Source organism: Streptomyces sp. NPDC005151, from assembly GCF_053599875.1.
In genome coordinates, this window is record NZ_JBSFYR010000097.1 from 1 (window position 1) to 16,275 (window position 16,275).

The window sequence follows — 16,275 nt, forward strand, 5'->3', positions numbered from 1 at the left end:
GGAGGATTGAGCCATGGCGGAGCCATGGTGATGGACGACAACGCCGCGAGGTGCGTGCCCCAGCCCCGTGACGCCGCCCCCCAATTACCGGTCGGGCTGAGTCACGGACTGTGCGGCGGGTCAGCGGAAGACGCCGGTGTGGCCGAGCGAGTAGCGGCCCGGCTGCGGATAGACGGCGAGTCCGTGCGGTCCGCTGCCCACCGGGATCCGGGCCAGCTGCTTTCCGGTGGACGTGTCGATCGCGTACACCTCGGCGTTGTAACGCCCCGACAGCCAGAGGACCTTGCCGTCCGGCGAGACACCGCCCATGTCCGGGCTGCCGCCGTTCGGCAGGTGCCACTTCTTCGTCAGCTTGTTCCGTGCGAAGTCGAAGATGGAGATGGTTCCTTCGCCGCGGTTGGAGATGTACATCACTTTGGAGTCCCGGCTTACGTACAGCCCGTGGGCCCCCTTGCCGGTGGACAGCAGCTTCGGGGTGGTGAACTTCTTCCCGTCCAGCACCCACATGCCGTTCGCGATCATGTCGGCGATGTAGAACGTACTGCCGTCCGGCGACAGCTTCACGTCCTGTGGCATGGCGCCCTTGAACGGCAGCTTCTGCTTGCCGATGATCTTCATCTTCGCCGTGTCGACCTTGAGGAGTTCGCCGGAGAACTCGCAGGAGACGATGAAGTACCGGCCGTCCATGGAGAAGTCGGCGTGATTGACGCCTGCGCAGTCGACCGGAACGGTCTTGGCCGTCTTCATGGTGTGGGCATCGCGGAAGACCAGCTCACGGTCCATCGAGGCCATCACGACGGCGTACTTGCCGTCCGGTGTGAAGTACAGGTTGTACGGGTCGGAGACGGGGACCGTCTTTCCGGGCTTCCCGGTGGCCGGGTCGATGGGCGTGAGACTGTCGCCGAGGTCGTTGTTGACCCAGAGCGTCTTCAGGTCCCAGGACGGGACGACGTGCTGCGGCTGGTGTCCGACCGGGATGGTCTTGATGACCTTGTACGTCTTCGGGTCGATCACCGACACCGTGTTGGAGTTGGTGTTGGGTACGTAGATCCGTGCCGGGAAGTCCTTGACGACCGGCGACATCTTTCCTGGCCGGTCGGCCGCGTACACGTCCTTGGGATCGAGCACAGGCGGCATCCCGGCGAGTCCGGGCGACGTGGCGCGTCCGGGGGCGGCTTGCTCCGGGGTGGCGTTCCCCTGGGCCGGCCGGGGTGTGGCGGCCTCGGCCGGCCCTTTCTCGGCCGGGGTGCCACAGCCCGTGAGGACTGCGATGAGGATGCCGCCGAGCAGGGATGCGGTGCGCGTGGTGGTGAGCATCAGGTCAGCAGCTCCGTGGTCGTCACCGCGCGCAGTCCGCGGCGGTCGATTTCGGTGAGGAGGACCGGCAGTGCGGCAACCGTGTCCGCGTAGCCGAAATGCAGGCTCACCACCGATCCGTTGCGGATCTCCCCGGCGACCTTGCGGGTGACGGCCGCGGCGCCGGGAGAGGTGAAGTCGAGGGAGTCCACGTCGTACGAGAGGACGTGCGGGTAGCCCGCCCGGTGGGCGAGGCGCTGGACGAGCGGGGTGGCGTACTGGGTGCGCGAGGGCCGGAACCAGGTGCCGATGGAGCCGGTGAGCCGGCGCAGCCGTTGGGCGCAGCCGGTGATCTCCGCGTACGCCTCGGCCTCGCCCATCGCCGAGATGTCGGCATGGTGCTGGGTGTGGTTGCCGAGGTCATGGCCGCCGTCGAGGATCCGGCGGGCCATGTCGGGGTGCTCGTCGAGCCAGCTCCCGACGGCGAGGACGGTGATCCGCGCGCGGGCCCGTTCCGCCTCGGCGAGCACGGTCCGGGCGATGGCTGGGTCGCCCTGGCCGTGGAAGGTGAGGGCGACGCGGGCGCGGTGACGAGGACCGTGGTCGATCTGGACCGGCTGCCCGGGGAAGCGGTGCGGGGCGGGTGCGGGGCGCGGGGCAGGGGGCTTCGCACCCCCGGGGGTCGTCGCGGGGGTGGCGGCCGGGGTCTTCGCCGAGGTGTTGACGGCGCCGCGTTCGTCCGTACATCCCGCCGCAAGGACGCCGGCCAGGGCTGCTCCTGCGCCCGCGCGCAGAGTGCTGCGGCGGTGCACCGGCGTCTCGGAGGCCTTCATGGGCAGAACAGTAGGTGTGAAATGTCAGGAACGTACCAATCGCTCACATTCACACCCCTTCCCGGGTCGCGAAGGAGGTGCCGCCAATGGCTCGATCAATCGATGATTCACCCGCCAAATCGCATAATCATTCACGCATTACCAGGCCAGTGACCCATCACACCTACGATTCACCGGAGAAGAATCATGATGTGACCAGATTTATCCGATTAGCCCCTTTGGACCCCGGGTCGCCCATCTGCCATAGTCGGTTCCACGACCCCCATTGACCCGGGCCAGGTCGTCCATAGCGGCCGTGAACACACCCCCCCAGTTCACGGCCCCCACACAGAAGCCCCCGCAGCGCCGCACCACGGCCGACCGGGGGCTTCTGTGCGTCGTGCCGGGTGTCGCCACAGAGGGCGCAGGGGCGGGGGCCGGATCGGCTCAGCGGTCGGAGATCCGCATCTCGAACCAAGTGGTCTTGCCGCGCGGCAGCAGATCCACCCCCCAGCGGTCGGAGAGCTTGTCGACGAGAAAGAGCCCGCGGCCGCTGATGTCCATCTCCTGGACCGGCATGAGGCACGGCAGCCCGCGCGAGGGGTCGCGCACCTCGATCCGGATCCAGCCGCGACGGCGCAGCATCCGCAGCCCGAAAATGCGCGCGCCTGTGTGCCGTACCGCATTGCCGACGAGTTCCGAGACGAGCAGAACGGCATGCTCGGCAGTCTGCGGGGAAAGCGCCCACTGGCGCAGCACCACGCAGGAGGTGAGCCGCCGGGCGGTGGCAGCGGACTCCGGCCGGGAGGGCAGCCGGACTTCGTCCTCCGCCGGATCTCCGAACAACTCCAGCGTCTTGAACGCCTGTTCGTCCTCGACAGTCGGCATCCAGCGTGCCGCAGTCGCGCCGCTGCGTTGCCGCGGCTGTTCCACACCCTCCAGGCCCGCCATGCCCACCATCATGGCCGCACGGCGGGCGTTCCGGGGCCGTTCCGAGGGAATCCCTACCCCGGAATAAAGCATTCCGTAGTGGTCGGTAGGCATATGCCAGCGGCAGAATGCGGTACTCGATACTGCCGCCGACCTGCGCGTATGCCCCGTCCGAGCGGGGTCGCCCCGGTCACTGGAGCGCTGAGCCTTAAGGTTCTCTTAAGACCGACCGGTAATTGGGGGGCGGCGTCACGGGGCTGGGGCACGCACCTCGCGGCGTTGTCGTCAATCACCATGGCTCAATCCTCCGCCTTGCGATGCACGCACCCCAGCCCCGCTCCTTCCCCCACCCCCCAATTGCCGGTCGGTCTAAGGCTCAGCTAATCCGCTCGCATGGATGAACCCGCGGCAGTCTGTGCCCAACTGGCGTTCGGTCAGAGGAACTTGGCCTTCCCCGGCCCCTCTTCGACAAAGCTGCGCATACCGCGCTCACGGTCCTCGGTGGCGAACAGGCCGGCGAACCAATTCCGCTCGATCGTGAGACCGGTGTCGATGTCCGTCTCCAGCCCGGCGTCGACCGACTCCTTCGCCGCGCGCAGCGCGAGAGCCGGCCCCTTGGCCAGCCGGGCCGCCCAGGCGTATGCCTGCTCGTACACCTCGGCCGCGGGCACCACACGGTCCACCAGGCCGATCGCCAGCGCCTCCTCGGCCTTCACGTGACGGCCGGTGAAGATCAGGTCCTTGGCCTTGGACGGGCCGACCAGCCGGGCCAGCCGCTGGGTGCCGCCCGCGCCGGGAATCAGGCCGAGCAGGATCTCGGGCTGGCCCAGCTTGGCGTTGTCGGCGGCGATCCGGAAGTCGGCGCAGAGCGCCAGCTCGCAGCCGCCACCGAGCGCATAACCGGTGACGGCCGCGACGACAGGCTTGGGGATGCGGGCCACCGCGGTGAAGGAGTCCTGCAACGCCTTGGACCGTACGACCATCGCCGTGTGGTCCATCGCCTGCATCTCCTTGATGTCCGCGCCCGCCGCGAACACCTTCTCACCGCCGTAGAGGACGACGGCGCGCACATCGTCGCGCCGGGTCGCCTCCTCGGCGAGTTCACGCAGCCGGTCCTGGGTGGCGACGTCCAGGGCGTTCATGGGCGGACGGTCCAGCCGGATCGTGCCGACGCCGTCGCTTGCTTCGAGGGTTACGGTCATGAGAGGCAGGTTAACCGTCGCTAACGACGGCGGGCCCGGTGCTGTTGGTCACAGCACCGGGCCCGCCGTCATGTCGTGCTTCGCGAACTACTTGGTCCACTCCGCCCAGGTCATGTTCCAGCCGTTGAGGCCGTTGTCCGGCTGGATGGTCCTGTCGCGGGAGTTCTTCACGATCACGACGTCGCCGATGAGCGAGTTGTCGAAGAACCAGGCAGCCGGGGTCTTCTTGCTCCAGGCGCCGCGCACGTCCTGCAGACCGACGCAGCCGTGGCTGGTGTTGGTCGAACCGAAGACATAGGGCGCGCCCCAGTAGTTGCCGTGGATGAAGGTGCCCGACGTGGACAGACGCATCGCGTGCGGCACGTCCTTGATGTCGTACTCGCCGCCGAAGCCGACGGTGTCGCCGTTCATCCGGGTCACCTTGAGCTTCTCGCTGATGACCATCTGACCGTTGTACGTGGTGGTCGCAGGAGCGCCCGCGGAGATCGGGATGTTCTTGATCTGCTTGCCGTCACGGACGACCTTCATCCGGTGCGTGCTCGCGTCGACATGGCTGACCTGGCTGCGGCCGATGGTGAACGAGACCGTCTTGACCTGCTTGCCGTAGACCCCCGGGCGTCCCTCGACGCCGTCGAGGTTGAGCTTCACGGTCACCTTGGTGCCCGCGGGCCAGTACTTCTCCGGACGGATGTCCAGGCGGTCGTTGCCGAACCAGTGGCCCTCGACCTGTACCGCCGGCTCCGCCGTCACCTTGATGGCCCTCTCGACCGCTTCGGGGTCGGTGATACCGCGGGTGAAGTGGATCGAGACCGGCATGCCGACGCCGACCGTGGAACCGTCCTCCGGCGTGTACTGCCCGATGAAGGTGTTCTTCGGGACCAGCGTGGTGAACGTGGTGTCCTTGGCCGACTCGCGGCCCTTGGCGTCCTTGGCGATCGCGTGGACCGTGTACTTCGTCGCCGCGGCCAGGTGCTGCTCGGGCTCCCAGCTCGCGCCGTCCGCCGCGGTCTTGCCCTCGACCTCGACGCCCTTGGGGTCCGCGACCTTGACCGTGGTCAGCTTGCCCTGCTCGGCGGAGATCTTCAGCGCCCCGCTGGTGGCGACCGAGTCGGCACCGTCCTTGGGCGCGACGGTCACCACGGCCTGCGAGGCGGTCGTGTCCGCGCTCCTGCCCCCGCCGCTGTTCCCGCCCTTGTCACCGGCGTCGGTGTCTCCCCCGCCGCACGCCGTCACCAGCAACAGCAGCGCACCCAGTACCAGAGCCAGCAGTCCGGTGGCCCCCCGACCACGCCGTCCGTTGTCCGCCCCGACCGATGTCCCCGATATCGGCTGCCCGTTCAATGTGGTCGTCTCCCCTCACACGGCCTGGCCCCGCCATGGCCCTGGGAGCCCGCAGGCTCCATACCCCCGCGCGCTGCACATGCGCGCTAGCGAAAGACAATCACACGGACCCTTGAGAGATCCCCCCATGGATGTCACCGTTCAGTCCCAAGTTGTCCCAGGACTTCACCAGGTGACGCCTGGTAAGGGCGCGAGGGTGCCCGGCCGGCGTGTCCCCGCTGCCGCCCTGCACATCGCGCAGCCCGGGGGAAACGTGAGTGCGGGCCCCGCCGTGGGCAGAACAGAGGGGAGGACCACATTCGGGGAGCCGCGGCCGGGACGCCGTGCGCTCCTCTTCGGCGCCGGGTCCGATGAGCCGCGGGAGGCTGAAAGGTGTCGAGCGCAGCCGAGCAGGAGGCAGTGCGGGAGTCGGCCGGGAAGGTTCTGGACCGGACGTCGAAGGAGGCAGGGGCCGAGGCGGAGGCGGGGACCGGCCCGGTGGAAAAGCGGGTGCCCGACGGCGGGCAGCGGCCGCCGGCCGTGTGGCCCGGTGCGCCGATGCCGCTCGGAGCCCGTTTCCGGGTGGGCCCGGACGGGGTGGCGGGCACCAACTTCGCGCTCTGGGCAGGCGGGGCCGAGGCGGTCGAGCTCTGTCTCTTCGACGAGGTGGGGGACGAGACACGCCTCCCGCTGACCGAGCTGACCCATGAGATCTGGCACGGTTTCGTGCCGGGCGTACGGCCGGGTCAGCGGTACGGCTACCGGGTGCACGGCCGCTGGGACCCGTGGACGGGTGCCCGCTGGAACCCGGCGAAACTGCTGCTGGATCCGTACGCACGTGCGGTGGACGGCTCGTTCACCCTGCCGGCCGAGGTCTACGGCCATGTGAGGGACTGGCCGCAGCAACAGGTCGCCGACACCGTCCGGGACGAACGGGACTCCGCTCCGTACGTACCGAAGGGTGTCGTCGTCCACGATGACGACGACTGGGTGGAGGACCGGCGCCCCAAGACCCCGTGGGCCGACTCCGTCATCTACGAACTGCATGTGCGTGGCTTCACCAAGCAGCACCCGGAGATCCCGGAGGAGCTCCGGGGCACGTACGCCGGACTCGCCCATCCGGCGGCCGTCGGCCATCTGACCCGGCTCGGCGTGACGGCGGTGGAGCTGCTGCCGGTGCATCAGTTCGCCCACGAGGACCACCTGCTGCGGCGCGGACTGCACAACTACTGGGGATACAACTCCATCGGGTACTTCGCCCCGCACGCGGACTACTCGGCGAGCGGTACGGGCGGCCAGCAGGTCGGCGAGTTCAAGCGGATGGTGCGGGCGCTGCACGACGCCGGGATCGAGGTCATCCTCGACGTGGTCTACAACCACACGGCGGAGGCAAGTGAGCTGGGTCCGATGCTGTCACTGCGCGGCATCGACAACCGCGGCTACTACCGGCTCCAGTCCGACGCCCGGAGATACACCGACTACACCGGCTGCGGAAACACCCTGCATGTGGTGCAGCCGCATGTGCTGCGGCTGATCACGGACTCGCTGCGGTACTGGGTCACCGAGATGGGCGTCGACGGCTTCCGCTTCGATCTGGCGGCGGCGCTGGCCCGCTCGATGCACGACGTCGACATGCTGTCCCCGTTCCTCGCGGTGATCGCCCAGGACCCGGTGCTGCGCCGGGTGAAGCTCATCGCGGAGCCATGGGACGTCGGCAACGGCGGCTACCAGGTCGGCGCCTTCCCCCCGCTGTGGACGGAGTGGAACGACCGCTACCGCGATGCCGTACGGGACTTCTGGCGCGGCGCCCTGCCCGACGTACGGGATCTCGGCTACCGGCTGACCGGATCCAGCGATCTGTACGCGTGGGGCGGCCGCCGCCCGTACGCATCGGTCAACTTCATCACCGCGCACGACGGCTTCACGCTGCGCGATCTGGTCAGTTACGAGCAGAAGCACAACGAGGCCAACGACGAGGGCAACCGGGACGGCACGTCGGACAACCGGGCCTGGAACTGCGGCACCGAGGGCGAGACCGACGACCCCGGGATCAACGCGCTGCGCCGCCGCCAGCTGCGCAATCTGCTCACCACCCTGCTGCTGTCGACCGGGGTGCCGATGCTGGTCGCGGGCGACGAGATGGGCCGGACTCAGGGCGGCAACAACAACGCGTACTGCCAGGACAACGAGATCGGCTGGCTGGACTGGTCGCTGCTCGACCAGCCGCAGTGGCGGGAACTGACCGAGCTGACGGCGCGGTTGCTCGCGCTGCGCCACACCCATCCGGTGCTGCGCCGCCGCGCCTTCTTCTCCGGCCGGCCGCAGGCCGCGGACGGGCTGCGGGACCTCGCGTGGTTCACCCGGCAGGGGACGGAGATGACGGAGGAGGACTGGTACGCACCGGCCGCGACCGTCGGGCTCTATCTCTCCGGGCGTGACATCCCGGGCCGGGACGCGCGCGGCGAACAGGTCACGGACGACAGTTTCCTGGCTGTCCTGCACGCCGCCGACCGTCCAAGCAGCTTCCGGCTTCCCGGTCCGCCGTGGGCGCAGGCGTACGAACTGGTGCTGGACACCTCGCGGGAGGACCAGTCCACCGCTCCGGGAACCGTGCACCGCGGCTCCGAGATGCTGACGGTGCCGGCGAGGGCGGTGGTGCTGCTGCGCGTCAGGGAGTGATGCGGAACAGGGCGGACGGCCGGGGTCAGCCGAGGATGCCGCGCTCGTAGGCGTTCGCGACGGCCGCGGCGCGGTCCTTGGCGCCCAGTTTCGCGAAGATGTGCGTGAGATGGGTCTTCACCGTTGCCTCGCTGATGAACAGTTCGGCGGCGATCTCCCGGTTCGAGGTGCCCTTGGCGACCAGTTCGAGCACCTCGCGCTCGCGAGCGGACAGCGCCTCATGGCCCGCGGCGCCGGGCGTACGTACCCGCGAGACGAGCCGGGAGGCGACCGCGGGCGACAGCACGGTACGTCCGTCGGCGGCGGCGCGCACGGCGGTGAACAGCTCTTCGCGGGGTGCGTCCTTGAGCAGATAGCCGGTCGCGCCCGCCTCGATCGCGGGCAGCGTGTCGGAGTCGGTGTCGTACGTGGTGAGGACGAGCACCTTGGAACGGGCGCCGCGCCGGGTGAGTTCGGCGATCGCGGCGACACCCCCGCCGCCCGGCATCCGCAGGTCCATCAGAACGACATCGGGGTCGAGTTCGGCGGCGAGTTCGATGCCCTCGACCCCGTTCGCGGCCTCACCGAGCACCTCGAAGCCCGGCGCCGACTCGAACATACCGCGCAGGCCGTCCCGTACGACGGGATGGTCGTCGACGACGATGAGGGTGATGGTGCGTGCGGATTCTTCAGCCATGGCGGGACCACGGTACGCGGTGTCCGGGTCCGGCAGGCGTGCGGGACGTGGGCGTCAGCCGTGCGGGACCAGGGGGACGCGGGCCGAGACCGCTGCTCCGCCGCCCGGTTCCGACTCCACCACCACCGTGCCCGCGAGGCGTTCGGCGCGCGCCCGCATGCCGCCGAGACCGAATCCGTCGGTGCCGCGGTACGGCGGCAGGGCGACCGGGTCGAAGCCGCAGCCGTCGTCCCGTACGTCCAGGGATACTTCGTCGCCCATGAAGGAGAGCGTGACGCCGACCCGGGACGCCCCGGAGTGACGGCCGGCGTTGGCGAGGGCTTCCTCCGCGATCCTGAGCATGGTGGCAGCGACCTCGTCGTGCAGGGGCTCGGCAGTACCGGTGACCGTGAACTCGGCGCGTACACCGGCCCGTTCCGCCCAGCCCGCGACGGTCTTCCCGAGCGCCTCGGGGAGGTCGTCGTGGGCCAGTGCGGCGGGGACCAGATTGCGCACCGACCGGCGCGCCTCGCCGAGGCTGTGGCGGGCGAGCGCGGCGGCGCGGTCGAGGTGGACGCGGGCCAGCGCAGGATCGGACTCGGCGGTGGAGGAGACCACCTGGAGCTGGGCGATGATGCCGGTCAGCCCCTGGGCGATCGTGTCGTGGATCTCCGCGGCAAGCCGGCTCCGCTCGTCGGCGACCCCCGCCTCGCGGGCCTGGACGAGGAGTTGGGCATGCAGGCCGGCGTTCTCCGCCAGGGCCTGCTCGAGACGGGCGTTGGCGGACTCCAGTTCGGCGATGGTGTCGATCTGGGTGCGGGCGTGCTCGGCCTGCCGGGTGTCGATCTGCGCGAAGACGAGGACGAGGGTGCTGTGCAGGGCGAGCAGGATGCCGAAGGCCGTCCAGTTCGTCAGCGTGTCCGGCGGGAAACCGCTGCCGCACTGGGAGCCCGCCATGGTGACGGCGGTGGCCAGCATGCCGACGCGTGCGGCCCGCCTGGGGAGGAGGCGCGCCGCGTCGAAGTAGCCGAGGAGCGCGAACATGGAGAAGAACGGGTTGCACCAGGCCAGCACGAAGGCGAGGACCGTGCGTACGGCGAAGTAGACCTGCGCGGCCCGCGGCTGCCCGGCCGGCCGGTGCCGGCTCCAGCTCCACCAGAGCTGGAGCGCCAGCGCCACCGGGACCAGAACCCCGGCCACGTACATTCCGGTACGGCTCATGATGAGGTCGGCGGACATGGCCGAGACGACGGTGGCCAGCCCGAGCAGACCGTACGGCCCGTACCGGAAGAACTGTTCCCACCCCTGCTCGGCCGTCCTGCCGGCTGCGGTGACACCACCGGTACGCCTCGTCCCCATGGGGTCAGTCTGCCCCGGGCCGGCCTGCCGCGTTAGACCGACCGGCAATGGGGGGGTGGGTGAAGGAGCGGGGCTGGGGTGCGTGCCTCGCAAGGCGGAGGACTGAGCCATGGCGAAGCCATGGTGATGGACGACAACGCCGCGAGGTGCGTGCCCCAGCCCCGTGACGCCGCCCCCCCATTGCCGGTCGGGCTTACTCCCACCGGAACCAACGGGTCGCCGCGGCAGCCAACAGGGCGGTCCACAGGACCATCACCCCCAGGTGCGCCCAGCTCGGCCAGCCGCCGGAGGCTGCCCTGTCCAGTGCCTGGGAGGCCGCGCCGAAGGGGGTGCACTGGACGATCCGGCGGAGGGTGCCGGGCATCGCCTGGACCGGTACCCAGACCCCGGCCGTGAACATCATCGCGAGGTAGACGACCGAGCCGACGGCGGCGGAGACCTTGGTGGTCCCGGAGAGCGCGCTGACCATGGCCCCGAGGGCGAGGACGCTCGCGGTCGCCAGGAGCAGGGCCAGCAGATAGCCGACGGACTGACCGGGCAGCCGCACGTCGAAGGCGATGCGGCCGACGGCCATGACCAGCACGGCCGAGCCCAGGGCGGCGGCGCCGTGGAGGGCGATCTGCGCGGTGAGCAGGGCGGACGGACGCACCGGTGTGGTCGACATACGGCGCAGGATGCCGCGTTCGCGATAGCCGGTGAGGACGGGCGGCATGGCCTGCAGCCCGGCCATGATCATGGCGAGCAGTACGGCGACCGGCACATACAGGTCGATGACGCGGCGGCCGCCGAGGGTGTCCTCGGGATGCCTGAAGGACGGGACCAGCCCGAGGATCGTCATCAGGACGGTGGGAAAGACGAGGATCCAGAAGAGACTGCCGGGCTCGCGGAGGAAGAGCCGGGTCTCGCACGTGAGGACGGCGAGCGAGGGGCTGGTGGGGGCCGTTGGGGCCGGAGAGGTTGATGCGAGTGAGGTGGTAGGCATCTCAGGCCGCCGTTTCCGTGTCTGCTTCGGCTTCTGTCACTGTTTCTGCGCTTACGCCTGCTTCTGCTCTTGGTGCTGCTTCAGGCTCAGCCTCGGTGAGGTTGAGGAAGGCATCGTCCAGAGTCGCTTCGGTGACACGCAGTTGGTGTGCGGTGATGCGGTGCCGGGCCAGCAGCGAGATCACCGCGTTGACGGTCTCGTCGGTCCCGTTGATGACGATCCGGCCTCCCTTCTGCTCGGCCGACGCCGCTCCGGGGAGCTCCGCCAGATCGCCGGTGGCGAGGGGGTGCGAGGGTGTGAAGGAAATGACGGTGGAGCTGCCGGCTCTGCTGATCAGGCCGGACGGGGTGTCGAGGGCGACGACCTTCCCCTTGTCGATCACGGCGATTCGGTCGCAGAGCTGCTGGGCCTCCTCCATGAAATGGGTGACGAGAAGGACGGTCACGCCACTGTCCCGTACCTCTTCGATCAGCTGCCAGGTGTCACGGCGGGCCCGCGGATCAAGTCCGGTGGTCAGCTCGTCGAGCACCACGATCCGTGGGTTGCCGACCAGGGCGAGGGCGATGGAGAGCCGCTGCTTCTGACCGCCCGACAGCTTGGCGAACTGCGTGGTGAGCTTGGTATGCAGACCGAGCCGTTCGGCCAGGGTCCGCCAGTCGGCGGGGTTCGGATGGAAGGCGCTGTACAGCACCAGCGCCTCGCGGACCGTGAGCTTCGCCTGCAGCTCGCTCTCCTGGAGCTGGGCGCCCAGCAGTTGCGTCACTCGTCCGTGGTCGGCGACGGGGTCGAGTCCGGCGACCCGGACCGTACCTGCGTCGGGGATCCGCAGGCCCTCGACGCATTCGACGGTCGTGGTCTTGCCCGCGCCGTTGGGGCCGAGAATCCCGAAGATCTCCCCCTCGTCGACGGCGAAAGTCACTCCGTCCACCGCGGTGCGCCCGGCGTAGGCCTTGTGCACCGCGTTCACTTCGATGATTGCCATGGGTACGAGGGTCCCGTCGGGCGGCCCCGCGCGGCATCGGCCATCACGCTCGAAACGGCATCAGCCGATCGGTTGACTCCGGGGTACGACCGGGCGGTCTCGGGCCATTGGGGGCGGGATGTCGACAGAGCGACGAAAAACAGATGAGCGATGTCAGTGGTGAACCGTAGGCTCGCCCCTGATGCCCGAAACACATGTAGAGCCCAAGGACCGGTCCGCCGCGCGCTCCCTGCTGCGGCTGTGGCCTTACGTGAAGCCTGTACGTATCCGCCTGTCCGCGGCGGCAGCCGTGGCGATCGTCGCCTCCTGCCTCGGCCTGGTGATACCCCTCGTACTGAAGTGGATCGTGGACGGCCCGGTCGCGCACCGTGATCCGGGCGGAGTCTGGCTCGGTGCGCTGTACCTGTTGTTGCTGGGCATCGCCGAGGCACTGCTCTTCGGACTGCGGCGGTGGCTGGTGGCGCGGCCGCTGGCGGGCGTCGAGGCATCGATGCGGGCCGACCTGTACCGGCATCTGCAGCGGCTGCCGGTGGCCTTCCACGACCGCTGGCCGTCCGGGCAGCTGCTGTCGCGCGGAACCACGGACCTGATGCTGCTGCGCATGTTCCTGGCATTCCCGCTGACGTTTCTCCTGGTCAACGCCACCACCATCCTGGTCGGTTTCATCATTTTGCTGGTGCAGCAGTGGACGCTGGGCCTGGTGCTGCTCGTACCGGTCGTGCCGCTGGTGATTCTCTGCTCCGCCTTCGAGACGAAGTTCGCGGTGGTGGCACGCAAGGCCCAGGACCAGGTCGGCGATCTGACGACGGTCGTCGAGGAGAGCGTCCTCGGCATCCGGATCATCAAGGGCTTCGGGAGGCACCGAAGCCAGGCCCTGGCCTTCCGCGGTCTCTCGCAGCGACTGCGCGGCACCGAACTCGACAAGGCGCGGCTGCTGGCCGGCATCTGGGCCTTCATCACCACGATCCCGGAGCTGGCGATCGGCGCGGCGCTGGTTCTCGGCACGATCCAGGTCGCCGACGGAGATCTCTCGGCGGGCACACTGGTGGCGTTCCTGTCGACCGCTCTCGCGCTGCGGTGGCCGGTCGAGTCGATCGGTTTCCTTCTGGCGATGAGCCAGGAGTCGGCGACGGCGACCGAGCGGTTCTTCGAGGTGATGGATGTGGAGGAGGAGCGCGAGACCGCGGCGGAGTCTTCCCCGGCGCCCTCGCAGCAGCACGCGGACGGCGGAATGGTCTTCGAAGGCGTCGAGTTCCGCTACCCCGACGCGGAGTCGGACTCCGTACCCGTACTGACCCGGATCGATCTGCGGATCCGCCCCGGCGAGACGATGGCCCTGGTCGGGGCCACGGGATCGGGGAAGACGACGCTCACCGCCCTCGTACCGAGGCTGCACGACGCCACCGCCGGGCGGATCACGCTGGACGGCACCGACATCACCACCATGCGGCGCGAACAGCTGCGTGAGCTGGTGTCCGTGGCGTTCGAGGAGCCGACGCTCTTCTCGGCGAGCGTCGGGGAGAACGTCCTCATGGGCGCCGACAGCGCCGGCGAGGACGAGCTGCGGCGGGCGCTCTCGATCGCCCAGGCCGACTTCGTGTACGACCTGCCGGAAGGCATCCACACCCAGGTCGGCGAGCAGGGGCTCAGTCTCTCCGGCGGCCAGCGGCAGCGCCTCGCACTGGCCCGCGCCGTCGTCGGGCAGCCGCGCTTCCTGGTGCTCGACGACCCGCTCTCCGCCCTGGACGTACATACAGAGACGCTGGTGGAGGCCGCCCTGCGGCGCGTGCTCGAGTCGACCACGGCCATCGTGGTCGCCCACCGGCCGTCCACCGTAATGCTCGCGGACCGGGTGGCGCTGCTGTCCGAGGGCCGGATCAGCGCCGTCGGCACCCACCAGGAACTGCTGCGCAGCAACGCCGAGTACGCCTGGCTGATGTCCGGCGCCGGGGACGCGCCCGAATTCCTGTCCACCGACGGCATGCCTGCCATGGACGTCCCTGCCGAGAAGGACAGCACCCGATGACCAATGCAACGACCGGACGCCCCACGGGAGCGGACGGCAGCGACGAGAACGAGCCCCTGAGTGGCACCGACACAACCACCGGCACCGCGGACGCGGCCAGGGGTACGGGTACGGACACCCTGACCCGTGACCGGCCGGCAACAAGACCGGACGACACCACACGGAAGACGCCCGGGGCCGCTCCCGAACCCGGCTCCGCCTCCGGCGCCCAGGACCCCTTCGACCAGGACGACCTGCCCACTCCGCGCGGCGCGACCCGCGCCCTGCTGCTGTCCCTGCTCGGCCCGCACAGGGGCAGGGTGGTGGTGGCCGCGCTGTTCCTGCTGATCCAGCAGGTCGCGGTCCAGGCGGGCCCGCTGCTCGTCGCGTACGCCATCGACAGCGGCGTACCCGCGTTCCGCGACAAGGACTACGGACCACTGATCGCCGTGGCCATCGGGTACGCGCTGTGTTCGGCCGGCGCGGGGAGCATGCAGTACGCGTTCATCCAGGCCTCCGCCCGGATCAACCAGGACGTGCTGCTCGATCTCCGGGGGCGGATCTTCCGTCATGCGCAGGCGCTGAGCGTGGACTTCCACGAGCGCTACACCTCGGGTCGGCTGATCTCCCGCTCCACCACGGATGTGGAGTCGCTGCGGGAGCTGCTCAGCGAGGGGCTGCAGGAACTGATCGGCGTCGTGCTCTCCTTCATCTCCATCTCGTTGATGCTGCTGTGGCTGGACGTCGGTCTCGGAGCGGTCGCCGTCCTCTCGTTCGTGCCGCTGTATCTGCTGGTGCGGCTCTACCAACGGCGCGCCGGGGTGATCTACGCCGCCCGGTCGACAGCAATTGCATCGGTCATCGTGAAGTTCGCGGAGACGATCAACGGGATCCGTCCCGTCCAGGCGTTCCGTCGCGAGCGCATCAACGACACAAAATTCGAGCGGCTCAACCAGCAGCACTGCCGGACGAACGGCGACGCGCTGCTGGAGATGGCGCGCTACGTGGTCGGCTCCCGGCTGGTCGCCAACACGGCGGTCGCCGGCATCGTGCTGTGGGGTGCGTACCGAGTCGCTTCCGGGACGCTCGCGCTCGGCGTGCTGGCCGCGGCCGTGCTCTACCTGCGACGGCTGTACGACCCGATTGACCGGCTCGGCATGTTCCTCAACTCCTATCAGTCGGCTGCGGCCTCGCTGGAGAAGATCGCGGGACTGCTGGCCCAGACCCCCACCGTCCCCGAGGCGACGAACCCGCGGGAGCTGCCTGCCCGCGCGGGTGAGCACCCAGGGCGGGACGTCGCCTTCGACTCGGTGAGATTCGCCTACCGCACGGGCGGCGAAGTGCTGCCCCGCTTCGATCTGACGATCCCGGCCGGGCAGACCGTGGCCGTGGTCGGCTCGACGGGTGCCGGGAAGTCGACGCTCGCCAAACTGCTGGCCCGGTTCTATGACCCGACCGACGGCCGGGTGCTGCTGGACGGGACCGATCTGCGCGATCTGGCCACGCCCGAACTGCGGCGCGGTGTCGTGATGGTGACCCAGGAGGCGTTTCTCTTCTCGGGGACGGTCGCCGAGAACATTGCCATCGGCCGCCCGGAGGCCCCTCGCGAGGAGATCGAGCGGGCCGCGAAGGCGATCGGCGCGCACGACTTCATCAGCGGACTGCCCGACGGGTACGACACGGATGTACGCAAGAGGGGCGGGCGGATCTCGGCGGGCCAGCGCCAACTGGTCGCCTTCGCCCGCGCCCTGCTCGCGGACCCAGCGGTCCTGATCCTCGACGAAGCGACGAGCTCCCTCGACATCCCCGGCGAACGCGCCGTGCAACGGGCCATGGACACGGTGTTGCACGGCCGCACCGCGGTCGTGATCGCCCACCGGCTGTCGACCGTGGAGATCGCGGACCGGGTACTGGTCATGGAGCACGGCCGGATCGTGGAGGACGGCTCCCCGTCCGAACTCATCGGCGGTACCGGCCGGTTCGCCGGGCTCCACCGCGCCTGGCGGGAAAGCCTGGCCTGACCCGCTGCCCGTGTAGGTTCCGCAGTTTCGCG

General features: G+C 69.4%; 12 protein-coding genes. 3 read left to right on the top strand and 9 right to left on the bottom strand.

Annotated elements, in window-relative coordinates; genetic code table 11:
- Window positions 1-120 precede the first annotated feature (120 nt).
- From ACWD6R_RS33520 to ACWD6R_RS33540, 5 genes are all read right to left on the bottom strand, one after another.
- Entirely contained in the window at window positions 121-1,317 is a 1,197-nt protein-coding gene (locus ACWD6R_RS33520) for a YVTN family beta-propeller repeat protein (RefSeq protein ID WP_451822160.1), read from the bottom strand.
- Window positions 1,317-2,129 (bottom strand): polysaccharide deacetylase family protein, encoded by an 813-nt coding sequence (locus ACWD6R_RS33525; protein ID WP_451822161.1) that lies wholly within the window; start codon window positions 2,127-2,129, stop codon window positions 1,317-1,319. Before ACWD6R_RS33525 ends, ACWD6R_RS33520 begins: the two co-directional genes overlap by 1 nt.
- Window positions 2,130-2,555: 426 nt before the next feature.
- Window positions 2,556-3,071: an ATP-binding protein gene (locus ACWD6R_RS33530; protein ID WP_451822162.1), complete on the bottom strand. Its 516-nt coding sequence runs from the start codon at window positions 3,069-3,071 to the stop codon at window positions 2,556-2,558.
- A gap of 401 nt (window positions 3,072-3,472) precedes the next feature.
- On the bottom strand, window positions 3,473-4,240 hold the full coding sequence (locus ACWD6R_RS33535) for an enoyl-CoA hydratase/isomerase family protein (protein WP_366133366.1): 768 nt from the start codon (window positions 4,238-4,240) through the stop codon (window positions 3,473-3,475).
- A gap of 87 nt (window positions 4,241-4,327) precedes the next feature.
- Window positions 4,328-5,581, bottom strand: coding sequence for a L,D-transpeptidase (locus ACWD6R_RS33540; protein WP_451822163.1), 1,254 nt, complete (start codon window positions 5,579-5,581; stop codon window positions 4,328-4,330).
- A 372-nt stretch (window positions 5,582-5,953) separates the two neighbouring features.
- Between ACWD6R_RS33540 and glgX the strand changes: the two genes are divergently transcribed.
- Entirely contained in the window at window positions 5,954-8,239 is a 2,286-nt protein-coding gene (gene glgX, locus ACWD6R_RS33545; RefSeq protein WP_451822164.1) for a glycogen debranching protein GlgX, read from the top strand.
- Window positions 8,240-8,264: 25 nt separating this feature from the next.
- On the opposite strand, the gene ACWD6R_RS33550 is transcribed toward glgX, so the two are convergent.
- The 4 genes from ACWD6R_RS33550 to ACWD6R_RS33565 form a co-directional block, all read right to left on the bottom strand.
- Complete coding sequence (locus ACWD6R_RS33550) at window positions 8,265-8,915, bottom strand: response regulator (RefSeq protein ID WP_451822165.1); 651 nt, start codon at window positions 8,913-8,915, stop codon at window positions 8,265-8,267.
- Between the two features lie 54 nt (window positions 8,916-8,969).
- Window positions 8,970-10,253 carry a histidine kinase gene (locus tag ACWD6R_RS33555; RefSeq protein WP_451822166.1) on the bottom strand — a complete coding sequence of 428 codons (1,284 nt, stop codon included), beginning with the start codon at window positions 10,251-10,253 and terminating at the stop codon, window positions 8,970-8,972.
- Between the two features lie 193 nt (window positions 10,254-10,446).
- A complete protein-coding gene (locus ACWD6R_RS33560) occupies window positions 10,447-11,235 on the bottom strand; it encodes an ABC transporter permease (RefSeq protein ID WP_451822167.1) in 789 nt (262 codons plus the stop codon).
- 1 nt (window position 11,236) lies between these two features.
- Entirely contained in the window at window positions 11,237-12,217 is a 981-nt protein-coding gene (locus ACWD6R_RS33565; RefSeq protein ID WP_451822168.1) for an ABC transporter ATP-binding protein, read from the bottom strand.
- Window positions 12,218-12,398: 181 nt separating this feature from the next.
- Between ACWD6R_RS33565 and ACWD6R_RS33570 the strand changes: the two genes are divergently transcribed.
- A complete protein-coding gene (locus tag ACWD6R_RS33570; protein WP_451822169.1) occupies window positions 12,399-14,243 on the top strand; it encodes an ABC transporter ATP-binding protein in 1,845 nt (614 codons plus the stop codon).
- Entirely contained in the window at window positions 14,240-16,243 is a 2,004-nt protein-coding gene (locus tag ACWD6R_RS33575) for an ABC transporter ATP-binding protein (protein ID WP_451822170.1), read from the top strand. Before ACWD6R_RS33570 ends, ACWD6R_RS33575 begins: the two co-directional genes overlap by 4 nt.
- The last annotated feature ends 32 nt before the right edge of the window (window positions 16,244-16,275 follow it).